The organism is Paenibacillus graminis, from assembly GCF_000758705.1.
GTDB lineage: Bacteria > Bacillota > Bacilli > Paenibacillales > Paenibacillaceae > Paenibacillus_AQ > Paenibacillus_AQ graminis.
Map to the genome: position 1 here is coordinate 6,150,912 of NZ_CP009287.1, position 22,010 is coordinate 6,172,921.

16 protein-coding genes are annotated in these 22,010 nt (G+C 49.5%); 7 read left to right on the top strand and 9 right to left on the bottom strand.

Going from position 1 to position 22,010, the window contains the following annotated elements; all coding sequences use genetic code 11:
- Positions 1 to 45 precede the first annotated feature (45 nt).
- From PGRAT_RS26535 to PGRAT_RS26550, 4 genes are all read right to left on the bottom strand, one after another.
- The gene (locus PGRAT_RS26535) at positions 46 to 984 is read right to left on the bottom strand and encodes an ABC transporter permease (protein WP_025708520.1); all 939 of its coding nucleotides are present in this window, start codon (positions 982 to 984) and stop codon (positions 46 to 48) included.
- The gene (locus tag PGRAT_RS26540) at positions 981 to 2,027 is read right to left on the bottom strand and encodes an ABC transporter permease (protein WP_025708521.1); all 1,047 of its coding nucleotides are present in this window, start codon (positions 2,025 to 2,027) and stop codon (positions 981 to 983) included. Before PGRAT_RS26540 ends, PGRAT_RS26535 begins: the two co-directional genes overlap by 4 nt.
- Positions 2,020 to 3,582 carry an ABC transporter ATP-binding protein gene (locus PGRAT_RS26545; protein WP_025708522.1) on the bottom strand — a complete coding sequence of 521 codons (1,563 nt, stop codon included), beginning with the start codon at positions 3,580 to 3,582 and terminating at the stop codon, positions 2,020 to 2,022. Before PGRAT_RS26545 ends, PGRAT_RS26540 begins: the two co-directional genes overlap by 8 nt.
- Before the next feature lie 103 nt (positions 3,583 to 3,685).
- Positions 3,686 to 4,822, bottom strand: a complete 1,137-nt coding sequence (locus PGRAT_RS26550; protein WP_025708523.1) for a BMP family ABC transporter substrate-binding protein — start codon at positions 4,820 to 4,822, stop codon at positions 3,686 to 3,688.
- A gap of 327 nt (positions 4,823 to 5,149) precedes the next feature.
- Here PGRAT_RS26550 and PGRAT_RS26555 point away from each other — a divergent pair, with 327 nt between their 5' ends.
- The 4 genes from PGRAT_RS26555 (at position 5,150) to PGRAT_RS26570 (ending at position 10,472) form a co-directional block, all read left to right on the top strand.
- Entirely contained in the window at positions 5,150 to 5,905 is a 756-nt protein-coding gene (locus tag PGRAT_RS26555) for an AraC family transcriptional regulator (RefSeq protein WP_025708524.1), read from the top strand.
- 173 nt (positions 5,906 to 6,078) lie between these two features.
- Positions 6,079 to 8,310 carry a helix-turn-helix transcriptional regulator gene (locus PGRAT_RS26560; RefSeq protein WP_025708525.1) on the top strand — a complete coding sequence of 744 codons (2,232 nt, stop codon included), beginning with the start codon at positions 6,079 to 6,081 and terminating at the stop codon, positions 8,308 to 8,310.
- A gap of 108 nt (positions 8,311 to 8,418) precedes the next feature.
- Entirely contained in the window at positions 8,419 to 8,928 is a 510-nt protein-coding gene (locus PGRAT_RS26565) for a sigma-70 family RNA polymerase sigma factor (RefSeq protein WP_081758997.1), read from the top strand.
- 20 nt (positions 8,929 to 8,948) lie between these two features.
- Positions 8,949 to 10,472, top strand: coding sequence for a DUF4179 domain-containing protein (locus PGRAT_RS26570; RefSeq protein ID WP_025708527.1), 1,524 nt, complete (start codon positions 8,949 to 8,951; stop codon positions 10,470 to 10,472).
- A 399-nt stretch (positions 10,473 to 10,871) separates the two neighbouring features.
- Here PGRAT_RS26570 and PGRAT_RS26575 read toward each other — a convergent pair whose 3' ends face one another.
- From PGRAT_RS26575 to PGRAT_RS26590, 4 genes are all read right to left on the bottom strand, one after another.
- A complete protein-coding gene (locus PGRAT_RS26575) occupies positions 10,872 to 12,476 on the bottom strand; it encodes an extracellular solute-binding protein (protein WP_025703433.1) in 1,605 nt (534 codons plus the stop codon).
- Positions 12,477 to 12,657: 181 nt separating this feature from the next.
- Positions 12,658 to 13,551: a carbohydrate ABC transporter permease gene (locus tag PGRAT_RS26580; protein WP_025703434.1), complete on the bottom strand. Its 894-nt coding sequence runs from the start codon at positions 13,549 to 13,551 to the stop codon at positions 12,658 to 12,660.
- A gap of 36 nt (positions 13,552 to 13,587) precedes the next feature.
- A complete protein-coding gene (locus PGRAT_RS26585) occupies positions 13,588 to 14,454 on the bottom strand; it encodes an ABC transporter permease (RefSeq protein WP_420329481.1) in 867 nt (288 codons plus the stop codon).
- Positions 14,455 to 14,904: 450 nt separating this feature from the next.
- On the bottom strand, positions 14,905 to 15,291 hold the full coding sequence (locus PGRAT_RS26590) for a MerR family transcriptional regulator (RefSeq protein ID WP_025703436.1): 387 nt from the start codon (positions 15,289 to 15,291) through the stop codon (positions 14,905 to 14,907).
- Positions 15,292 to 15,453: 162 nt separating this feature from the next.
- Here PGRAT_RS26590 and PGRAT_RS26595 point away from each other — a divergent pair, with 162 nt between their 5' ends.
- From PGRAT_RS26595 to tsaA, 3 genes are all read left to right on the top strand, one after another.
- Positions 15,454 to 16,374: an aldo/keto reductase gene (locus PGRAT_RS26595; RefSeq protein ID WP_025703437.1), complete on the top strand. Its 921-nt coding sequence runs from the start codon at positions 15,454 to 15,456 to the stop codon at positions 16,372 to 16,374.
- Positions 16,375 to 16,499: 125 nt separating this feature from the next.
- Positions 16,500 to 17,315, top strand: a complete 816-nt coding sequence (locus PGRAT_RS26600; RefSeq protein WP_025703438.1) for a MerR family transcriptional regulator — start codon at positions 16,500 to 16,502, stop codon at positions 17,313 to 17,315.
- A 99-nt stretch (positions 17,316 to 17,414) separates the two neighbouring features.
- Positions 17,415 to 17,891 carry a tRNA (N6-threonylcarbamoyladenosine(37)-N6)-methyltransferase TrmO gene (gene tsaA / locus PGRAT_RS26605; protein WP_025703439.1) on the top strand — a complete coding sequence of 159 codons (477 nt, stop codon included), beginning with the start codon at positions 17,415 to 17,417 and terminating at the stop codon, positions 17,889 to 17,891.
- 175 nt (positions 17,892 to 18,066) lie between these two features.
- On the opposite strand, the gene PGRAT_RS26610 is transcribed toward tsaA, so the two are convergent.
- A complete protein-coding gene (locus PGRAT_RS26610) occupies positions 18,067 to 21,597 on the bottom strand; it encodes an alpha-amylase family glycosyl hydrolase (RefSeq protein WP_036702954.1) in 3,531 nt (1,176 codons plus the stop codon).
- Between the last annotated feature and the right edge of the window lie 413 nt (positions 21,598 to 22,010).

The following is a 22,010-nucleotide window of genomic DNA, read 5'->3' on the forward strand; positions in this document are numbered from 1 at the left end:
CAACTTATATAGTTCGTTATATATAGGTAGCCCTGATAGATCTAACTATTTGGTAGCAGTAGTCTTCAGCTTCTTGTTCTTCTTCCGCGTTTCGGATACGGCGTAAATGATCAGACCGATGACTGTCGCCACATATGGAAGTGTAGCGATCAGCTCCGCCGGAATCTTCAATACCTGGAGGGCATTGGAGAGGGCGTCGGCTGCTCCGAATAAAAGTGAGGTTAACGCCGTACCCACTGTCGTGCTCCGGCCCATCGATTCGGCGGCAATCGCAATCCAGCCCCGTCCGGCCACCATATCGCGGGTGAACAGTGACAGATAGCCCATCGACATGTAGGCTCCGCCCAAGCTGGCGAAGAACCCGCTGAGCAGGAGCGCGGTATACTGGATTTTGATCACACTGACTCCGACCGACTGGGCCGCATGCGGATTTTCGCCTACCGAGCGGATACGCAGCCCAAGCGGCGTGCGGTTCAGCAGATAATAAACCACAAGCACAGACAGAATCGAGAGATAGGTCAAAATATGATGGCCTGACAAAATCGGGCCCAGCACCGGAATATCCTTCAGCAGCGGAATCTGCACACTCGGCAGCACCTTGCTCGCTAAGGAAGTGGATGAGCCCTTATCTCCGCTAAGCAGATACAGAATGAATACCGTACCGCCTGATGCGAACATATTGATCGCCACACCGCCGAGAATGATATGGGTCTTAAATTTCAAGGTGAAAAAAGCCAATATCCCCGCAATAAGCGTTCCCGATAATACCGCTCCCAGCAGTCCGACCCAGGCGCTGTGCGTATAGGCGCTCACAATGACACCGGTCAGAGCGGAGACGAGCATGATCCCCTCCATCCCGATGTTGATGATGCCCGCGCGGTTCGAGATCAGCGCACCCAGCGCAGCGAACAGAATCGGCGTCGTCACACGCAGCACCGAGAAGGCAAAATCCGTCGTCAGAATGACGTTCAGCAGACTGTTCATGCTTCCTTGGCCTCCTTCAGCAGCATCCGGTTTTTCCAGAACTTGAGGAATTGCTCAGCGGAAATCAGCAGAATAATAACGGCTTGAATAATGGAGATCATCTCGGACGGCACATCGGACAGCCGCGCCATCAGATCGGCGCCAATCCGGATATAGGCCAGAAACAGCGCAGAGGCGATAACGGACAGCGGGTTGTTTTTGGCCAGCATCGCTACCAGTGCACCATCCAGGCCATATCCCGGCAATGAGGTCCACTGGAACCTGCTGTACATCCCTAGCACTTCCACCGAGCCGCCCATACCGGCAATAAAACCGGCGATCAGGTGGACCAGGATAATCACCTTGGCCGTCTTCATTCCCGAATAACGGGCGAATTCGCGGTTAGCCCCTGTCATCCGCAGTTCGTACCCCCACTTGGTCCGGTAGAGAAACAGATGGGCCAGCACAATCAGCACCAGCACAATAATCAGTCCGGTATGAATCCGCGTGCCTGCAAATAGCTTGCTCAGCTGCGCGGTCTTCTCGAATTTAAAGGAAACGTTGGCAAAAGCTTTGGCATCCCGCAGATGGTAATTCAACAGGTACAGCCCCACGCCAAACAAAATATTATTGAACATCAGCGAGGTCACCAGTTCATTGGCGTTCCATTTGGCTTTGAGAATGCCAGGGATTGCCGACAGCAGAGCGCCCACGATGGAGCCTGCGGCAATCGCCGCCAGCGGATGCAGCCATCCGCCCAGACTGAGGTGAATCGCCAGTACAGAAGCAACGACACCGGAGAAATAAAAGATTCCCTCCGCCCCCAGGTTGAACATATTGGCCCGGAACAGGAGCGAGACGGCCAGCCCTGTGAACATCAGCGGTATCGCCATCTCAATGACGTTGCCGATATGCCCCTTGGTCGATAACGGCTCCAGCAGGAAAATGCCGATTGTCTTCACCGGCTGGTCGCTGACGAGCGAGATGATCAGAAAGGCAATAATCAGCGCTATCACGATAACCGCCGCCGTCCGGACGGCCTCGAAGTATTTGACTTTAAACATGGTTTACGGCCCTCCCGGTCTGCTCTTTATCCTGCCGGTGGATTCCCAGCATATACAGTCCCAATTCCTCCTCGCTTACCGCAGAAGGTTTATCAAAAAAGGCGACAATTTGACCTTCATACATGACAAGGAGGCTGTCGCTAAGCTCCAGAATTTCATTCAAATCCGCCGATACCAGCACAATGGCGCAATGATCCGAGCGCAGCTCCAACAGCTTCTGATGAATGAATTGCGCAGCGCCAATGTCCACTCCCCGGGTCGGCTGCTCGGCAATGAGCAGCTGCGGATTCGTAGAGCATTCCCTGGCGACAACCACCTTCTGCATGTTGCCCCCGGACAGCATGCCTATCGGCTGCTGCGGGCCGGAGCAGCGCACCTTGAACTCTTCTACCAGCGATGCAGCCAGATTGGCAATCTTGGAACCATTGAGGAAAGGCCCCTTATTCATATCCTTCGAACGATACCGTGTAGAAATCAGGTTGTCGGCAATGCTGGCCTCTCCAGCGGAGCCCTGGCGCATCCGGTCCTCGGGGATATAAGACACCCCCAGTGCGCGGATGTCCAGGATATCCGAATCACGGATATCCTTCCCTTTTACACTCACTGATCCGCTGGCGGATACGCTGCGAAGACCGCCGGTCAGCGCCTCGATCAGCTGCGTCTGCCCGTTTCCCTCGACACCGGCGATACCGACAATCTGTCCTTCGCAGACCGAGAAGCTGACCTCGGACAAGAGCGCTTTTCCCAGACTGTCTGTGACTCCCAGCCGATCCACCGCAAGCACCGGCTTGCCGGGGGAGGTCTTGTCCTTCTCATACTTCAGCACCACATCCCGGCCAACCATCAGCCGCGAGATTTCCTGCTCGCTTACTTCGCTGGTCTGAAAGACGCCTTCACTTCTGCCGCCGCGCATAATGGTAATTCGGTCGCAGATCGCTTTGACTTCCTTCAGCTTGTGCGAGATAAATACGATCGTGTGGCCCTGTTCCTTAAGCTGCTGCAGTTCATGGAACAGCTCCTCCGTTTCCTGCGGGGTCAGCACGGCCGTCGGCTCGTCGAGGATGAGGATTTGGGCGCCGCGCACCAGCGCCTTCAGAATCTCCACCTTCTGCTTCATGCCGACGGTCAGGTCCTCCACCTTCGCTTTGGGATTTACCGCGAGGTTGTATTTGCGCGCCGTCTCCTCCGTCAGGCGCACTGCTTCGCTATAATCGAAGCCTACGCCTTTTCGCGGCTCCATGCCCAGCACCATATTTTCCGCCACGGTAAACGAAGGCACCAGCATGAAATGCTGATGGACCATGCCGATGCCGCGGTCAATCGCATCCTGCGGGGACTGCAGCTTCACTTTGTCTCCCCGGATATAGATCTCGCCGTCGCTTGGCTCTTCCATCCCGAACATAATCTTCATCAGAGTGGATTTGCCGGCACCGTTCTCTCCTGCAATCGCATGAATTTCTCCTTCACGCAAAGAAAATTCAACATTCTTGTTCGCAACAACGCCGTTCGGATACACTTTGGTGATTCCCCGCATTTCCAGCAGAGCATTTGCCATGGGTCATCAACGCCTTTCAACTTGGGTAGTCTGCAAAAAATAGGCAGCTGGAACTCTTCGTAAGGAAGAGATTCCAACTGCGGGAGCGGCTTACCGGTGTGGCTTAAGGTTTAACGGCATTACGGATGGCTTCAACTTCTGAGGTTTCCATGCCCATCGCGTTGTCGACCTTAATTTCCTTGCTGATCAGCTTCTGCTTCACTTCTTCCACTTTGGCCTGAAGGTCTGCCGGAAATACATTCTTGTAAATGTCGTTTTCAGCGATGCCTACGCCATCTTCCACAAAGCCCAGCACATCGCGTTTGCCCATCTCCAGCGTGCCGTCCTGCAGTTTTTTCACTGCGCCGAGAATGGCCATGTCGATCTTTTTAATCGCAGAGGTGACAATCAGATTGGCTTTTTCACTATCCGTGTCCTTGAGCAGCATCGCCTGGTCGGAATCAACGCCGATCGCATATTTGGTCTTCTCTTTCGCTGCATCAAAAATCCCAAGCCCCGTACCGCCCGCGACGTTGAAGATCACATCCACGCCCGAGTTGTACTGGATCAGCGACAATTCCTTGCCCTTCGCCGGGTTCACAAAGTCGCCCGCATACGATACTGCCACCTTCACTTCGGGATCAACATACTGCGCTCCCTGAATGTAGCCGACGAGAAATGCGTTGATACCGGGAATATCCATTCCGCCTACGAATCCGATCACGTTCTCCTTGTTGGCGTTTGGCATATTGGACTGTGTAGCAAGCGCCGCTACCGCACCTGCCAGAAAAGAAACCTCATTGGTCGAGTAGGACATGTTATACATATTCTCCGGTGCTTCCTCGATGTCGGTATCGTAGTTGATGAATTTTTTGTCCGGGTTTGCTTCCGCTGCCGCATTGAACATTTCGGTAATTTCCGATCCGCCCGAGATCACAACATCCCAGTCTTCAGCAGCAATATCGTTAAAAGTCGGCTCCCATTTGGTCTTGTCTGCGCCCATTTCCACGACTTTCGTCTCTGCGCCAAGCTCGTCCTTTACCTTTTGCAGGCCGCTGTTGGCGGCATCAAAAAACGACTTATCCCCCAGCGTCCCCGGAATCAGCAGCACAACCTTCAGCTTGTCCCCTGCGGCAGCTTCTCCGCCCTCCGCATTCGTTCCCGGATTGGCAGCATTTCCATTGCCGGACGAATTGTTTCCGCATGCTGTAACCAGTACCATTACCGCCAGAAACAATAAAGCGAGCACATTCTTTTTCATTGTCTAAGTTCACACCCCTGTTTGTAATGGATTAACGCTGAACAAATAGCATAATGTCCCAATTGCACGTTTTGTTAACCGGGCAGTAAGGAGCAGTTTTCATGAAATACGGTTGGAATTCTGAAAATAAGCAAATTACTATGAAAAACAAACAATCCATGTTACATTTCGACGCTAAACCGGGTAAATTCCGAACAAGATGGCCAGTCCAGTTGTGAATCTTCGGTTTAATTGATAAGATCATAACAAATGAAAGCATAAATATTTATATATTTTCGGTCAACTTTTTGTACGATTCGGCTAAAAGGCTATAAACGGAGGTTCATCATGGATCGGGTCCTATATATTGTAAATGCAGAGCATGAAGCGAACACTTATATTCCGCCGCATCAGCATGAATGTTTTGAACTGGTCTATTATATTCACGGTCATGGGACTACGAGTATTGGACCGCGCAGCTTTCACTTCCGCCCCTTCACCTTTGCCCTGATCCCGCCCAATTTCAAGCATGACGAAAATCATCAGCCCAGCCCGGAAGTCCTTTTCGTTGGCTTCCACTGCGGAAATCCGATTATCAACACACTGTCCGGTGTCTACGATGACGACAAAGAACATACCGTACTGCAGACACTGCTGCGGATGAACGAGGAATTCAAGCGTAAGCGCGACGGGTTCGCCGAGCTGCTGAATCTGCAGATGAGCGAAATCACAGTGTATCTCCAGCGGCTGCTTGCCGCGTCGGATTTTCATTCTCCGGCAGAAGATCAAATGCAGTATGTGCTGAATTATATGAACGAGCATTACCGCCACAAGCTTTCCATCACTTCACTGGCTGAAATGTCCGGCTACAGCTATGACCGGTTCCGGCATCTATTCAAGGAAAGATTTGGCCATTCCCCGCACCGTTATCTTTTACTGAAGCGTCTGGATTATGCCAAGTCCCTGCTGCTGCACACCCAAATGCACATCTCCGGGGTATCTGCGGCTGCCGGGTTCGTGAACGATGCCCAATTCTGCAATATGTTCAAAAGAGAGATCGGCCTCTCCCCGCGCACTTTCCGCATCCGGAGCAAGGTCAATTAGTAGCTTTTGTACAGAAATATTGGATTTGTTCACTCCCTTGAACTCCGTCCTGTGCACTATTCTCATTTTGCTCCACTGTTCTGTTCACGGTGTGAAGCTTATACTGATACTGTGAACAATAGAAAAAAGCTGTGTTCGTACATCCGCGTACACAGTGAATTAGGGGGATGCTTATGAGACTGAACAAGATTGGCAACAAAAGAGCGCTGTACAGCAGAATATTGGTCAGTATGACGTTATGTGTGTCCTTAACCTTCCTTGCCTCCACCATCATTTATTACAACTATTATATTGGCGTAGAAAAAACGCAGGCATTCCGCTCCGACCTCGGCAATCTTACGCAAACAAGCAAAGAAGTGGTCAACATGACCGATGCAGCGCAATCGCTTTCATTCCAGATCTACCGCAACAGCACCGTTTCCAAAATTGTGTTCTACGACAAGCCGGATATCTATGATGTCACGGCCGCCATGTCCGAACTGGGGAATTACCTCAGCTCCATGCCTTATATTGAATCCATCTATGTCTACAATCCCAAAAGCGCCAAGCTGTACATCGCCTCCTCCCACGGCCAGAACGGTGTCTTTACCGAGCAGGAGCTGGTGGACAGAAATATTCTGGATATTCTGAACCACTACCAGGAATACAAGCCGTTCACGCCCATTCCACGCGTGTATTCCAATGGTGCCGCGGAGAACGGTCAGGTCCGGGCTTATACCTTCCTGTGCTATGATGCGATTGGCTGGGATAGAGCCATTAATTCAGCCGTAATTGTCAACATTTCCGCTCCCTGGATTAACAAAGAAATCACCAGTCCTGTGGACTCCAAGAGCGACACTTTTATTCTTGCGGATCAGGGCAAGCTGCTGTCCGTCGGCAGTCTGGAACCACACGGCTTGTCTCCGCTGGAAGCAGCCTGGGTTGAGCAGCGGATCCAAGGGAGGGAGGCCGGTTATTTTATCGGCCAATTCGGCGGGGTCAACTCGCTGATCTCTTATACGGCACCGGATGATCTAAGCTGGCAGTATGTGCGCATCACACCCTATGACATCATCACCAAACAGACCAACAGCATCCGCAACGCCACCCTGCTGATTGCTGCGCTGATTTTCGTAGGGGGCCTTGCCTTTTCCTGGCTCATGTCGCGCAGAGTGTATCTGCCGATTGACCGGATTGTCCGGGAGATGAATATTCTTGAAGGCGAAAAACGCGACAGCATGTTCACCATCCGGCAAAATACGCTGCGCGATCTGATCCTCGGCCTCAAGCCGCTGCAGTCTATCCAGCAGGTCGAGAAGCTGCGGCAGCTCGGCATTCATTTTACCTTTAACGATGATTACCGCCTGATTCTGCTGCGGATTGACAATTACCAGGAGTTCAGAGAGTCCCGCTCCTCGTATCTGCTTGCCTATAAGTTCGCCATTATGAACATCGCTTCAGAGATTTGCGGCCAGACCTACCGTGTAGAAACCGTAGATATGAATGATGACGGCATCCTGGTGCTTCTGAATATTGTCGATCCCAAGGAATACACGGACACAGAACTGATTGAGACGCTGCTCCGCCAGATTCAGCAGGCCTGCTCTGATTATTTGAAGGTCAGCCTTACGCTTGCCTACAGCCATATTGACCGCAATCCGGTACAGCTGCGCCAGCTCTACAAGCAGGTTAGAGAAGCATCGGACCACAGGCTGTTCTACGGCCATGGCTGCATTATCAGCGCCCAGTCCATCTGTGCCCTTCAAGCTAACCTCTATCACTATCCTACCGAAAAAGAGAAAAAGCTCACCGACGCGCTGATGAGCGGCAAAATAGACGAGGCCCGGGAGCAGTTCAGCAGCATTATCCGGGAGACGGCAGACTACCCGTTTCCATCGGTGCAGCTGGCTGTATCCAGACTAAGTGTGACGATCAAAGAGATCATCATCAATATCCAAAAACGTAACCGTTTACAAAGTGAAGGGACGGCTGAACTGCCCACTTTGGATTCGGTAGAAACCGTTGATGCGCTGGAGCAAGCCTTTTTTGCACTCTTTAGTGAAATGCACGAACAGCTGGCCGAGAAAAAAAACTCCAAACAGCATGATATGGTCCGCCAAATTAATCAAAAGATCAACGATGCTTATATGGAGCCCAGTCTAAGCCTGAACCAGATTGCTGATGAACTGGATATGTCTCCAATCTACATCAGCCGCCTCTATAAGCAGCAGACGCTGACCAGTATCGTGGATGTCATTCTGGAGGTACGAATGCGCGAGGTCTGCAGCCTGCTGGAGAATACCGACCTGCCTGTGACCACCATCGCTGAACGCTGCGGCTTCACCAGCAGTTCCTATCTGCACCGGATGTTCAAGCGCAGCTTCGGCACCACCCCTACCGACTACCGGCGTTCCAGGCAGGCATAGTTAGTAAAAATCAATCGTTTTTCCGGTCAGCTCCGTCTTACTTGTGAAAACATATTTCGAGGCGACTTCTTCCATAGACCGACACAAACAAGGAAGAGGGGATGGTGAATGGTGGAGAAGACAATGAACAAGGCCAATACAGCGGATATTACGCTGATGGATGAAGAGGTATTTTTTCAACGGCTTGCGGGCGAGCACCGTAAACTGTATGCGATCGCGTACAGCTATCTGCGTTCCGAAGCGGATGCCCTGGAAGCGGTGCAGGAAGCCTCGTGCCGGGCCTGGATGAAGCACAAAAAGCTCAAAAACGAGCAGGCCTTCACACCGTGGCTAATCCGGATTACCATCAACTGCTGCATGGATGAGCTGCGGCGCAAAAAACGCGTCATTCCGGCGGAGAAGCTGAAGGAGAAGGAAGCCCAGGAGATGAGGTGCAGCGATCGTCTCGATCTGGAGCGGGCGATGAACCGGATGAAGCCGAAATACCGGCATGCCGTGATGCTCAAGTATTACCAGGATATGACGGCCGCCGAAATTGCCAAGGTACTGAATAAGCCCGAAGGCACGATCAAAACCTGGCTGCGTGAAGGACTCAAGCAGTTGCGGAACTATTTGTGAGCATGTGGGAGGTGGCTGAGATGTTGGAAAAAGAAGAACGTATCCTGAAACAGGATGCCCAGGAGGTCAATCTAAATGCGGAGACGATTCGGGAAATGAAAATTTATAATGCAATGCGCAGCGGAATGGCACAAGGAAAAAAACGCAGCAAACGGCGTTTCTATTCCTATGGGGCGGGGGCCGTATTAGCCACGGCCGCAGCCATTGTTCTGATTTTCTTCTCCATCGGCCTGCCAGCCGGAGGTACAGACGATTCTGACCCCGGCGGTTCCGTGCAGGCGGCCAGCACCAAAAGCTGGAATGATTTTGCGGCCTATCGCAAACAGCCATTAAAGAATCGACTGGTTGCCGACATACTGGAACGAAATCTGGTCATACCGGTCCGTCAAAGCGCAACAAACAAAGGATACCGCATGGATGTGGATGGCGCCGTCACGGATGGCCGTAAAGTGTATATCCTGTTCAGCGTGCAAAACGATACGGATAAAGAAGTTGTTCCTGCGGATACGAAAATTCAATTCGGGGATTTCGAGGTTCCATATCCGCATCGGGGCGCAGCCCTGGAAATGGCGTACGATAGTAACTCCCGGATTCAGCCCGGCCAAAGCAAGGATTTTATTTATTCCACCAACTATCCGACTTCCATCACCTATTCCAAGGATGTGAAGTTCACTCTGATTCTCACCGGAACGTCCGGCCAGGCGCTCGCTTCCAGCAGCAACAAGTATCGGACCGGCCTGGAGGTATCGTTCGAGCTTGATCCGGACAGATTCAAAGACCAGGAGGAGCATACGCTGCCTGTGGATCGCACGTTTACGGTGGACGGTCAAAAGATCAAAGTGCGCCAAGTACAATATACTCCGCTCAGTACCTATGTCGATCTGGAGTATGACAAGGCGAACACCAAACGGATTTTCAGCCTGCTTAACCCCGTTCTGATCGCAACAACAGGGAGTCAGACCGATAAATTGGTTTATCCGGGCAGAATCACAGCCGATAATTCCGAGGTATACAAAGACCACTCGCAGGTAACGCTGGTGTTCAGGTATACCAAGCTTAACCAGCCGGACTCCTCCACGCTGAAGATTTCCGGTATCTCAGCTCTGGAGCCAGACCGCATGAAATTTGTGGTCGATCTGAACAAGCAGCAAGTTATTGAAGCTCCGACAAAGGATTTTGAAATTGTCACATCTAAGCAAGAATATAATGCAACAGAGGCAGAGATTCTGCTGCGGCGCAAGGTGACCAACCTGTTTTATTATACCGATTCGCAAGGGGCGGTGCAGGCGGAGGACATCGGCGCAGGACTGGCCGACAAATTTACCGATGCGAACGGCCAGGTGCATGAAAGAACGAATCGAGAAACTGCACTACACAATTTCAGCGGCACCACGATCTCTAGTGATGGTACGGGAATAGATGAGATGAGTTTATTTTTTGGCAGTCAGGCTGCAGATTACCCGCAGCCGCTTACCCAATCGGTTGAACGCATTTGGAATCCAATTTTGGAGACGCAAAGTATCGAGCTGTTCTCAAAGAAATAGAAGCTTAGCCAGATATCGCAAAAGCGTGTATCCCTTGGAACAGATAGGCGTATCTCGGGATACTCGGACTCGGAGACACACTCTTCCCTTACCTCCCCCTTTGTCCCGAAAGATGACAAAGGGGCTCTTTGCCTTGTCCTGATGAACTTAGGAATTACCATAAAGGTGTATAGTAACGGAGGGGAAGTTTGGAACTGTAGGAGCGAACGCGTCCGCCTTTATGTTTGGATTTCTACCGCAATCGCGGTATGAATGAGGAAATCCAAACATAACAGCGGCCGGAAGTCCAAACATTCCCTGGAGTTACGGCTAGCACCAATTATGACAGCTCCTATGTTCATCAGGACTTCAGCCAACAACAAGAAGCCCCGCCAGCCAACAGCTTGCGGGGCAACTCTCTTACTTAATTCCTTTTTCAGCAGTATAAGCGTTCCACTGCTTCGTCCATTCGGCCTGAATCTTGTCCAGGCCCGCCTGCTTGGCTTTCTGCATGAACGTTTCCAGGCCCTTGTCCACATCCGCTACCAGTCCTGCTTCCAGCGGGAACAGGTACTGCTTCTCTACCTGCTCCAGGGCGGCTTTCTCTGCCTGGTACGAACTGTAATCCTCCGCAAAGCCCAGGAACAGATCCGGCTTCTGAATCTTGTCCAGCTCATCGAAAATCGCCTTTACCCCGTCAAATCCCTTGTCGAACAGCATGAACTCCGGATTTCTCCACGCCCAGCCATTCATGCCCTCGCGGGTGAAGCCATTGGAGGTGCTCGTGCCGACCAGTTTGTAATAGCCGTCCTCCACCGTGTAGTTCTTGCCTTCAATTCCGTATTGCGTCAACTGGTTGTACCGTTTGTCCAGGACCAGCTTCTGATAGAATGCGAGTGCCCGTTCCGGATTTTTGCTGCTTTTCGGAATCGCAAAACCATTGTGTATAGGATGTACTGGTGTAGCATAACCTGTGGTTTTGCCGAATGGATAATAGGCCAGCTCCCAATCGGGATGTGTGGTGCTGATCTTCATCTTCATGTCATTATAGCGCGTCGGATTATCCCCGAACATGCTGGCCGCTTTGCCGGAAGTAATCGGATCCTGCATCGTATCCTTAATATTCAGCACGTTCTTGGGAATGAACCCTTTGTCTGCCCAGCGCTTCATGGTTTTCAGCTCTTCTTTTTGCTCATCGGAGCCCCAGTAGGAGTACACTGTAGTTGGTGATTCATACTTCACGCCCATACCATACGGCAGAGCGCCGACCATTTTATTCAGCTCGGTATAAATGTAATGAAGATTGTTTCCGACATCACTGTTTAGGGACATAGGCATCAAATCCGGCTCATTCTTGGCAATGCCGTCCATATAGGCCTCATAGCTGGCCAGATCCGTTGGGGCTGGAAGATTATATTTCTTGCGCAGATCCTCACGGTATACAAAACCGTTGGTCACGTATTCTTTATAGGTTGCCGGAACCGTGTAGATTTTGCCGTCCACCTTCACGTCTTCCCACATGGTTTCAGGAACAAATTTCTGCAGCTCGGGTGCGGCTTTTGGCAGCAGATCATCGATAGCCAGGAACGCGCCGCGTTTGGCATAGGATTGATATTGGGTCCAGTCCGCTGTAAAAATCAGATCAATCGCCTGGCCCGAAGACAGCAGCAGCTTGTATTTCTGATCCCAATCCGTCCAGCTCGTATAGTTGAACTTCACGGTAGCATTCAAATCTTCCTGAGCCATTTTATTGATCTCGTCCTGAATGGCAGGCAGATCCTTCGGAGCGTCGCCAAGCATGTAGAACTGCAGCTCGACCTTCTTAGAGGTGTCGATTCCAGGTTCAGCTGCCGTTGCGGCGTTGCCCTCTGTTTTCACGGCAGTCTTGCTCTGGCCCTCTGTCCCCGCGCTGTCTTTGTTCCCGTTGCTGTTACTGTTGTTGCCGCCGCATCCCGCAAGAAGCGAAAAGGCCAGCGCAGTCGTTGTAAGCGTTACCAGAGTTTTTCTGCCTGTTGTCTTTTTCATATGAACCCTCCTAAAAGTTTTGTGAGTATAGCTCCCAGAGTTCATTCGTACAAGATTGACCTCGGAAGCTTACGCTAAATTTTGCAGCATACTCCCTTTGATTAATACGACTACCCCATCTAGTAACTCTATGTTAGCCGAATAACAGAAGCGCGGTAATGGTACTTTCTGCCATTCGGTTCTAACCTTTTACAGCCCCGATTGTCAGGCCCTTCACAAAATAGCGCTGGATGAACGGGTATAAAAACAGAATGGGTCCGGTAACAACGATAGCCATCGCCATCTTGGTCGATTCAGTGGGCAAATCGCTGCCCAGGCTGACACCGGTACCTGCACCCATATTGGCAATGAAAGCCGCCGAATTGATGACATTGTACAGATGGAACTGCAGCTGGTACTTGTGCGGGTCATTGATGAACAGTGAAGATGAGAACCAGTCGTTCCAGTAGGCCAGAGCGAGGAAGAGGCCAACCGTGGCGATGCCGGGCATCGACAGCTGGAGCACAATCCTCCAATAGATTTTGAAATCACCGGCCCCGTCGATCTTAGCGGATTCGAACAGCTCCTCAGGAACAGCGGATCGGATGAAGTTCTTCATCAGAATAATCAGGAACGGCGTCATCAGCCCCGGAAAGATCAGCGCCCCATACGAATCGGTGAGATGCAGATATTTGGTCATCATAATGTACCAGGGCACCAGTCCCCCCCCGAACAGGGTGGTGAAGTAAATATAGAACGAGAAGGTATTGCGGTATTTGAAATCCTTGCGGGCCAGCACATAACCGGCCATCGTCATAAAAAACAGCCCCAGTGTCGTGCCCGTCACCGTTGTGAACAGCGTAACGCCATAGGCCCGCAGCACCTCGTCCGGGAAGGTGAACACCGTTTTGTACCCCTCCAGCGAGAATTGAGCCGGTATCAGATGATACCCGTCTTTAATGATCGAGTCATTGGCCGTCAGGGAGGCCGAAATAATCAGCAGGAACGGAACCAGACAGGCCAGCGAGCCGAGAATGATAACTGTGTAAGCAAGCCCCTGCAGCAGCCTTGTATAATGATCGTCTTTGATATGCATGCTCTTTTTCTCCTTCCGTATCGTGTCCGGCATCACCTAGAACAAAGCGTAATCATCATTTATTTTGCGGATAATGTAGTTGACCGTCATGATCAGAATGAAGCCGAACAGCGATTGATACACCCCGGCTGCCGTAGCCATTCCAATGTCAAAAGTAACCTTGAGCGAGCGGAACACATACGTATCCAGAATATCCGTAGTATTATAGAGCACCCCGTTGTTGCCGATCAGCTGGTAAAAGAGGTCAAACTGCCCCTTCATGATGCTTCCCAGCGAGAAGAGCAGCAGCACAATAAAGGTTGATTTCAGCATCGGCACCGTGATATACCAGATCCGCTGGAAGATATGCGCACCGTCGATTTTGGCCGCTTCATAATATTCGTCGCTGATTCCCGTAATAGAGGCCAGGTAAATGACCATGCTGTAGCCGAGATTTTTCCAGAGATAGAATACGATAATCAGGAAGATCCAGACTACCGGTTTGTTGTAGACATCCACAGGACCGGCTCCGAACCGGGCCAGCAGCGTATTCAGGAAACCGTTATCATAATTGAACACATTGTATACGATAACACTCAGAATCACGAAGGAGACGAAATACGGCAGGAACATGATCGATTGGGTCAGCTTTTTGAACCATTTGACACGAAGCTCACTGAGCAGAATCGCACAGACGATGGCCAGCACATTCCCCAGCAGAATAAACGCCAGGTTGTAGCCGATGGTATTGAGCGTAAGCTTCACCAGTGTGCCGGACTTCCAGAGAAATTCGAAGTTCTTGAGCCCCACAAAAGGAGCATCGAGCAATCCGGAATTGAAATCAAATTGGGTAAATGCGTAATACACGCCAACCATCGGGAAATACGAATTGACCAGAAAAAACAGCAATGTAGGCAGCAGCATCAGAAAAAGAACCCGGTTATGGACCAGCTCATGCAGAAACCCTTTTTTCCTCTTCTTCCCTGTCCTTACCCCCGTCTCTGACGGCAGCTGCCCCGCCCCCTTAATAGGAAGCTCTATGGCGAGCGCTGTTCCGGTCTTGCGTTTACGGTGTCTCAAAGCCTTCACCCTCCTGTTACTTCTTTATCATTCATTGCGGCGGCATACGCCTTCCCGCCATCGCTTGGACGCCTGAAGCTGTACCCGGCAGCTCCGTCCAATGTATGTTCTGAGTATAGAAGACACCTCTGCAGGGTGAACAGTGTAGCTTGAGGGTATTCCTGTATTATGTGGAGTATCGGCTGGTGCACTTTTCTGACTTTTGTGGAGAAAATAAAGAATGTACCGCAAAAAGCCCCGCAAGCGCTCCTGTTTCAGGATAGCTCCGGGGCCTTTTCCCACATATTTAAACCATCACTTCTTTGCAGCCTGCTCTTGGGCCTCTCTCTCCAACGATGCAAAATAGGCAATCTTATGCTCTATCTTCTGCGCAAAGCTCTGAAAAAACTTAATCTTCTCATCAATTTGCAGCTTATGTGCCTGAAGGAGCTTCCGCTGGTCCGGCAGCGCTTCCACCCCTTCACGGGATAACGCGATGAACTGCTTGATCTCAGCAATCGGCATTCCCGTATCCTTCAGGCAGCAGATCAGTGAGATCAGCTCCAAATCCTCATCATGAAAACAACGGTTGCCATGTTCATCCCGTGCTACAACCGGCAGAACTCCCTCCCTTTCATAATAACGCAGTGTATATTGGCTAAGTCCGCTCTTTTGTGCTATGGTTTTGATGCTGTAACCCATATGTCAGCCCCATTCCGCCGCGTAAGCCCCGGCAAGTTGAATTACCTTTAAATTAACACTAATACGATTCTATGAAAAGTCCGCCAGGAAATCTATTGACTTACACCTAACTCTAAGGTCTAAAATTTACAGCGTACCTTACATTTAAGGAGTGAATAATTAATGGTAAAAACAATTAACGTGGGTAACGGTACGTTAAAGGTTGCCGAGATTTCATTAGGCTGTATGCGAATTGCCGATTTGTCGGCCAAAGAAGCTGACGTTCATATTCACAGTGCTCTGGAAGCAGGCATTGATTTTTTTGACCATGCAGACATCTATGCCGCCGGCAAGGCCGAAGAAGTCTTTGGCGACGTTGTTGCCAGCAGCCCAGGGATGCGCGAGCAGATGATGATTCAGACGAAATGCGGTATCCGCCAAGGCTTTTTTGACTTCTCCAAGGAGCATATTGTGTCCTCCGTAGAGAACAGCCTCAAACGCCTGAAGACCGACTATGTGGATGTGCTTCTGCTGCACCGTCCTGACACCTTAATGGAGCCGGAGGAAGTCGCTGAAGCCTTCGATTACCTGGAACAGAAAGGCATGGTCAAGCACTTCGGTGTCAGCAACCTGAACCCGCTGCAAATTGAGCTGCTCAAAAAAAATGTCAAACAAAAGCTGCTCTTCAATCAGCTGCAGCTGAGCATTATGGTTTCCGGCATGATTGACTCCGGCTTCAATGTGAATATGACGAACTCCGCTTCCGTTGTGCATGACGGCGGCATTCTGGAGTACAGCCGTCTGCATGATATGACTATTCAGCCTTGGTCCCCGTTCCAATACGGCTTTTTTGAAGGCGTATTCCTGGGCAATGACAAGTTCCCCGAAGTGAATCAGGTCATTAAACGTTTGGCAGACGAAAAAGGGGTTGCCGACACGGCTATCGCTATCGCCTGGCTTCTAAGACACCCGGCCAAGATGCAGCCGATTGTAGGCACTACCAACACCAAGCGCCTGCTCGACATTGCCAAAGCTTCGGATATCACGCTCTCCCGGGAAGAGTGGTATGAGATCTACCGGGCGGCGGGCAACAAGCTTCCTTAACCGGCTTACACATACTGATAACGGTCAGATGTTTATCACAAACTGCCTTTTCCTCTTGGGAAAGGCATGTTTTGATAAGCCTGCTGCCTTCAACAATGCGATTATAGATGATAGTTGGTGATAAGATGTTCAAAATAGGAGAATTTTCAAAATTGACACAAATTTCAATTCGAATGCTCCGATACTATGATGAAGCAGGACTTTTGAAGCCAGCAGAAATCGACAATTGGACAGGATACCGTATGTATTCGGTCGAGCAAATACCTATTCTTAATAAAATTATTTATCTTCGGGATAGTGGATTTAATGTTTCGGAAATTGCGGCAGCCCTTGACAAAATGGATGACATATCGCTTATAGAACAGCTTGACTCCAAATATGCGGAAATAGAAATGACCATTCAAAATAACATAGAGAAATTAAGGAAAATTGAATTCGCTAAACAGGAACTTTTGGGGCAAAAAAATGAAATTCACTATAACATCTCCATTAAATCCATTCCGGGTTATCAAGTCCTATCCCTGCGCAGAATCATTCGGGACTATTACGCCGAGGGCGAACTATGGCAAGAGTTATCTACGTTTGCCGCAGAAAATCAGATACATATATCCAGCAATACTTTTTCTATTTATCATGATATCGAATACAAAGAAACTCATGTTGATGTTGAGCTATGCCTTCCAGTAAAAAAGCAGGGGAAAAGTGCAAATGGTTTTACCTATCGAAATACCAAGCCTATACCGACGATGGCTTGCACAATGGTATATGGCGATTTTTCTAATATAGCAGGAGCATATATAGCTTTTGCCGAATGGCTGCAAAAGAATAGCCAATATAAGATGTCCGGGCAAACGCGGCAAATCGTACACCGTGGCCCGTGGAATGAGAATAATCCAGAACAATACTTAATAGAACTTCAAATACCGTTGGAGATTATATAAGAACGTCTTGCATTTTGCAGGACGTTTTTCTTATCCTCTTGACTCTCACATGATGTGAGGGCTTACGCTGTACCTACATCGAATTGAGGAGGATAGGATATGAGTAATTTAGAAGTGCATTCCATTGGTACGGTTCGCAACAACCAGAGCGGTACATACATTACGTTGGAAAAAAACTTCATTCCAGCTTTACAAGCATTAGAGGGTTTTAGCCATATCAATGTACTTTGGTGGTTCAGCGATTATGACGACGAGCATTCACGCTCCGTACTGCAAACCGAGTCACCCTACAAAGGCTCTCCCGAAGTCATGGGGATTTTTGCTACAAGGTCACCTATGCGTCCTAATCCGATAGCGTTGACCGCAGTGGAAATTATTCAAACCGACTTTGAAAAAGGTATAATTCAAGTGTCATTTATGGATGCGTACGACAATACTCCCGTTCTTGACATCAAGCCCTACACGCCCAGCCTGGACAGGGTTGAAACCCCCGGTGTCCCGGCATGGTGCAGCAGTTGGCCAAAAAGCACCGAAGAATCCGGCTCCTTTAATTGGGCAGAAGTTTTTAATTTTTAGGCCAAAGGGCAACGATCCGGCACAGATAGCAAAATTTTAACAGATCGAATGATTCAGGCGGGATAGCATTTTGTAAATGCTATCCCGCCACCCCATATCTTAAAAACATTCCTATCGCAGCCCAGTTAAATCAAGGTTTTACGGATTTCATTTCCCTATATCCTGTACGTTTGTTTTACTTCAGATAAGGTCCAGTCTCTCCAATTCCGCCTTTGCCGTTCAGGACATAGACCCTTGCATTTCCTTTGCCGGAGCATGTCAGGGTAATCGTACCGTTGGTAACGGTTTTGGCATCGCCAGTCACCGCATCCACATAGGTTCCGTTCGGAATGCCGGTAAAGGTAGCATTTCCCGAAATCGTAACCAAGGCAAAGCTGTCAATGCCTTTGGCGCTGTCGGTGTATCTTCTCTTAAATGCCAGGTTCCCTGATACATTCTCTGTGGAATACTGCCCTTTTTGCAGGGCGGGAACCGCTCTTCTGATTAAATTCAGCTGTCTGATATGCTTCGCCAACGGATAATTCAGCGATTCGGCAAGTGTGCCGGTTGCATTCGTATATCTGCCGAAATCCTGGGCCGTAACACTGCCTTCTATGTGATCGCCATAGTAAGCACGGCCGGTTGTGCTGAGCGGTGCGTTTGGACCTACATCGAGGGCTGCCCCCTTCTTGAATTCGATTTCCGAGCCATAGAAGATGGCGGGAATTCCCCGGAAGGTGAACATCAGCGCGAGATTTTCAGCCCAAGTGTCCTGCGTACCCGCAAATCGCTGATTTTCCGGAGCCTGGTCTGGTGCATAGTCATGAGAGTCGATATAAGTAACATTCCAGGTTGCATCATTATAGAATTGGTCGCCGCTCCTCATACTGAATGCTTCCTGTGCTGTCTTGAAGGCCCAATGCATCGGAAAATCAATCACATCCATACCTGATTTCATCGAATAGTCAGGCGCATGATAGGTATTGCCGTTTAGGAAAGCATTGTTCGAGGTAGGCTGTCCTGCTGTTGTAGAGTTGTCTGCCCACTCCTGTTCAACCGAAGCTTTATTGGAAGCGTAATCATTTGTGGTATCGCCCGGATACGATTTCGAAGATTTCCAGGTATAAAATGGCGTCGAAATTGCCGGAATCCCGCTGTTCCATACATCTCTGTAACGGGTGGCCACTTCACCAAACATAAAGAAGTCCGAGCCTCCTCTTGCCTTCCAGGCAGGAATAAAGTATTTATTGAAAATATACCGGCTTACATGCTTCACTGTATCGAGCCGGAAAGCATCAACACCCATATCAATATATTGGTTATAGGAGTCTATCAGATATTGGTCGACGGCAGGATTTTCTGTGTTGAGGTCAACGCAGTCTCCGGCAATCTGTCCTGTCTGAACGGTGTAAGATTCCCAGGAAAGGCTTTTCTCCGTATGGTAGATGTTATTGTTCGCCTCCGCTGTCTTCATTAAGGCGATTCTTGCCTGATATTGCTGATCGGGTGTCATGGAGTCATAGTTGGACGGCAGCTTATCCGTTATTTTGAGCATGTTGCTGACCGTATCCGGCTTGGTCTCATCTTTCTTGAACATGGGGAACAAATTCTCTTCACCGAAGTTACCGGTATGGTTGACAACGACATCCTGAATAATTTTCAGCCCTTTTGCATGCGCTGCATTGATCAAATCTTGATAGGAAGCCCCTGCAGATTCATACCTTGGGTCCACTTTGGCAAAATTGAGCGCGTGGTATCCATGATAATCATAACCGCTCGCATTCTGCACAACAGGTGTAATCCAGATGGCACTGAATCCGAGGGCTTTGATGTAATCCAGCTTTTGAATCAGTCCCTTGAAATCCCCTCTCCAAGCCGGGTCGGAGTCCGGATTATTCGCCTTGGCATCTTCCCATGCGTGCTCGTTGTTGCCCGGATCGCCATCATAGAACCGCGAAGTGATAACGAAATAAATACTGTCTTCGCGGAAATCTCCCGACTTTCCAATGTTGTAGACAAAGCTTTGTGTGGTTTGATTTCCGGCGCCGTCTATTACAAGAAACTTCAAAGTAGTGGTTTTGGAGATAAGAATGGATGGTCCCGTCAAACCGGCCATTGCATTGCCAGAAATATAGGCTTTAGAACCTGCAGTTGGTTCCGTACCATCATCGGTATAATATGCCCTTGTGGTTGCTGCCTTGTTATCTTTGATGTTAAAGGAAACGGTAACCGCGGAATCAGAATGCCCCACAGGCAAATTCGCAGTGATGGCTGGAGCCTGTAAATCGGCATTTAAGTCAATGACATAAGCGAAAGAAGCCACATTTCCTGTCTGACCGGTTGAGTTCACACCAAAAGCCTTGATGGTCATAGAGGAAGCCACCTGAATGGGCGATGTATACAAGGCCGATGCCGTCGTAGGTGTTGAACCGTTGGTTGTATAGTAAATTTTATCCCCGCTATTGGTGCTGGAAAGCTTCACCGTCTGGGCAGAATCGTATGTTTTGGGTGCAGGCGAGACTGAAATTACAGGAATTTTAGGGAGTTCCGGGTTGACTTCATACCACATGTTATCCGTGTAAAACCAGGACTCCTTCACACTGCGGGACAAATCGCCCGACTGTTTACCGCTGCCGTCATTAAAAATAAGACTGGCACTAGTGGTTCCGGCAATCGTATAACTGTACCAGTCATTTCCATCAGAATTCATCAGAATTCCCGGCCATGCTCCGCTTGTCGGAACAGTTGCAGGGCTCAGATTCCAATAATGGATCCGCATTGAATTCCAGCTTGAAGGTTTCTTCACGTGAACGGTTAATCCGGCTGCGGTTGCTGTGGGTGCCGGTGTTACGGTTGCTGTAGGTGTTACTGTAGATGTTGCTGTAGGTGTTGCTGTAGGTGTTACAGTGGGTGTCGGTGTTGCAGTAGCTGTAGGCGTCGCCGTTGCTGTAGGCGTCGCCGTTGCTGTAGGCGTTGCCGTTGCAGTTGCGGTAGGCGATGGAGTAGCTCCAGGCGAGATAGTCACATAGTCTATATTAATATTTCCGCTGTCAGTAGAATCATATTTGTATGCAATCGTATTATTCCCTGCCAGTAAGGAGAGTGTTTCGGTTTGATCCCCCCAGGTGTTCCAGTTTGCCAGACTTGCCAAGGTTGTCTGTTTAACTTTGCTTCCGTTGACGTATATGGAAACTGTCTTTGTACTTCCGCTTGCATTAGCGTAGTGGAGAGCGGCATTATAAGTGCCTGCTGCTGAAGCCTGAACGGTAAAAGTTGCAGCTGCTCCGGGAACGTTGTACCCATCCACAAACCCGGTCCCGGAATATCCAGTGTGATCGGTATTTACCTTTGCCCCTCCAGACAAATCTGCGCTTTCGGCTTCATGCTTCCCCTCATCGGGTATAACTACCGTCCAGTTCTTCCCCCCGTTACTATCCCAATAATCCGTAGGCGCCGTAATGTGATAGCAATAAATTAGTGTAGCACCTTCCGGCACACCAATGTTTGCAGTAAATGTAGTCCCGCTTTTGGACATAACCGTGTCCGTAGAATTTGTCCAGTTATTTACCGTCCAACGCAATGTCACAGCAGTTGCCGTAGAATTCGTATAGGTTACTGTATAATCGGTATTGCTTGCAGAAGCCCCGCCGGATAACCCGAACAAGCTAAAACAAAGTGCAAAAATGACTAACCATGAAACATAAGACCTGGTTTTTTTTCTCAACACGGACAAACCTCCTAATAAATTTAATCGATGCGCAAACGTTTGCATTAAAGTGAAAAAAAATACGCGCTACAATTTTTCATCAACCGCCCCCTGTTAGACACATAGAAAAGCACTCATGTACGCGCTTACAAATACTATTGAGAAATAAGCCAAGAAGAAATGCAAACTCCGCATACAATGAATTTTTCCTTTTCTGATTATAATCCCCAGATTTTTCCTGGTCAATGATAATTTGAACGTTCATGAAAGCGCATGCATCAAATCTTCAGACAAAACTCAACCCGCTCGCGCCAATCGGCTATCGGCACATGCGGGCTGCTTAGCTTCTTTCATCTGTCTGCTGGATAGGGTGTGACTATTGTTGCCTTTTATCAGACATGAAAAGCTCTTGAAATCCCATTAATAATAAGGAA

Excerpts from the sequence above, each read along its gene's own strand:
- PGRAT_RS26535 (WP_025708520.1), bottom strand. The coding sequence starts at position 984 with ATGAACAGTCTGCTGAACGTCATTCTGACGACGGATTTTGCCTTCTCG.
- PGRAT_RS26540 (WP_025708521.1), bottom strand. The coding sequence starts at position 2,027 with ATGTTTAAAGTCAAATACTTCGAGGCCGTCCGGACGGCGGCGGTTATC.
- PGRAT_RS26545 (WP_025708522.1), bottom strand. The coding sequence starts at position 3,582 with ATGGCAAATGCTCTGCTGGAAATGCGGGGAATCACCAAAGTGTATCCG.
- PGRAT_RS26550 (WP_025708523.1), bottom strand. The coding sequence starts at position 4,822 with ATGAAAAAGAATGTGCTCGCTTTATTGTTTCTGGCGGTAATGGTACTG.
- PGRAT_RS26555 (WP_025708524.1), top strand. The coding sequence starts at position 5,150 with ATGGATCGGGTCCTATATATTGTAAATGCAGAGCATGAAGCGAACACT.
- PGRAT_RS26560 (WP_025708525.1), top strand. The coding sequence starts at position 6,079 with ATGAGACTGAACAAGATTGGCAACAAAAGAGCGCTGTACAGCAGAATA.
- PGRAT_RS26565 (WP_081758997.1), top strand. The coding sequence starts at position 8,419 with ATGGTGGAGAAGACAATGAACAAGGCCAATACAGCGGATATTACGCTG.
- PGRAT_RS26570 (WP_025708527.1), top strand. The coding sequence starts at position 8,949 with ATGTTGGAAAAAGAAGAACGTATCCTGAAACAGGATGCCCAGGAGGTC.
- PGRAT_RS26575 (WP_025703433.1), bottom strand. The coding sequence starts at position 12,476 with ATGAAAAAGACAACAGGCAGAAAAACTCTGGTAACGCTTACAACGACT.
- PGRAT_RS26580 (WP_025703434.1), bottom strand. The coding sequence starts at position 13,551 with ATGCATATCAAAGACGATCATTATACAAGGCTGCTGCAGGGGCTTGCT.
- PGRAT_RS26585 (WP_420329481.1), bottom strand. The coding sequence starts at position 14,454 with ATGCTGCTGCCTACATTGCTGTTTTTTCTGGTCAATTCGTATTTCCCG.
- PGRAT_RS26590 (WP_025703436.1), bottom strand. The coding sequence starts at position 15,291 with ATGGGTTACAGCATCAAAACCATAGCACAAAAGAGCGGACTTAGCCAA.
- PGRAT_RS26595 (WP_025703437.1), top strand. The coding sequence starts at position 15,454 with ATGGTAAAAACAATTAACGTGGGTAACGGTACGTTAAAGGTTGCCGAG.
- PGRAT_RS26600 (WP_025703438.1), top strand. The coding sequence starts at position 16,500 with ATGTTCAAAATAGGAGAATTTTCAAAATTGACACAAATTTCAATTCGA.
- tsaA (WP_025703439.1), top strand. The coding sequence starts at position 17,415 with ATGAGTAATTTAGAAGTGCATTCCATTGGTACGGTTCGCAACAACCAG.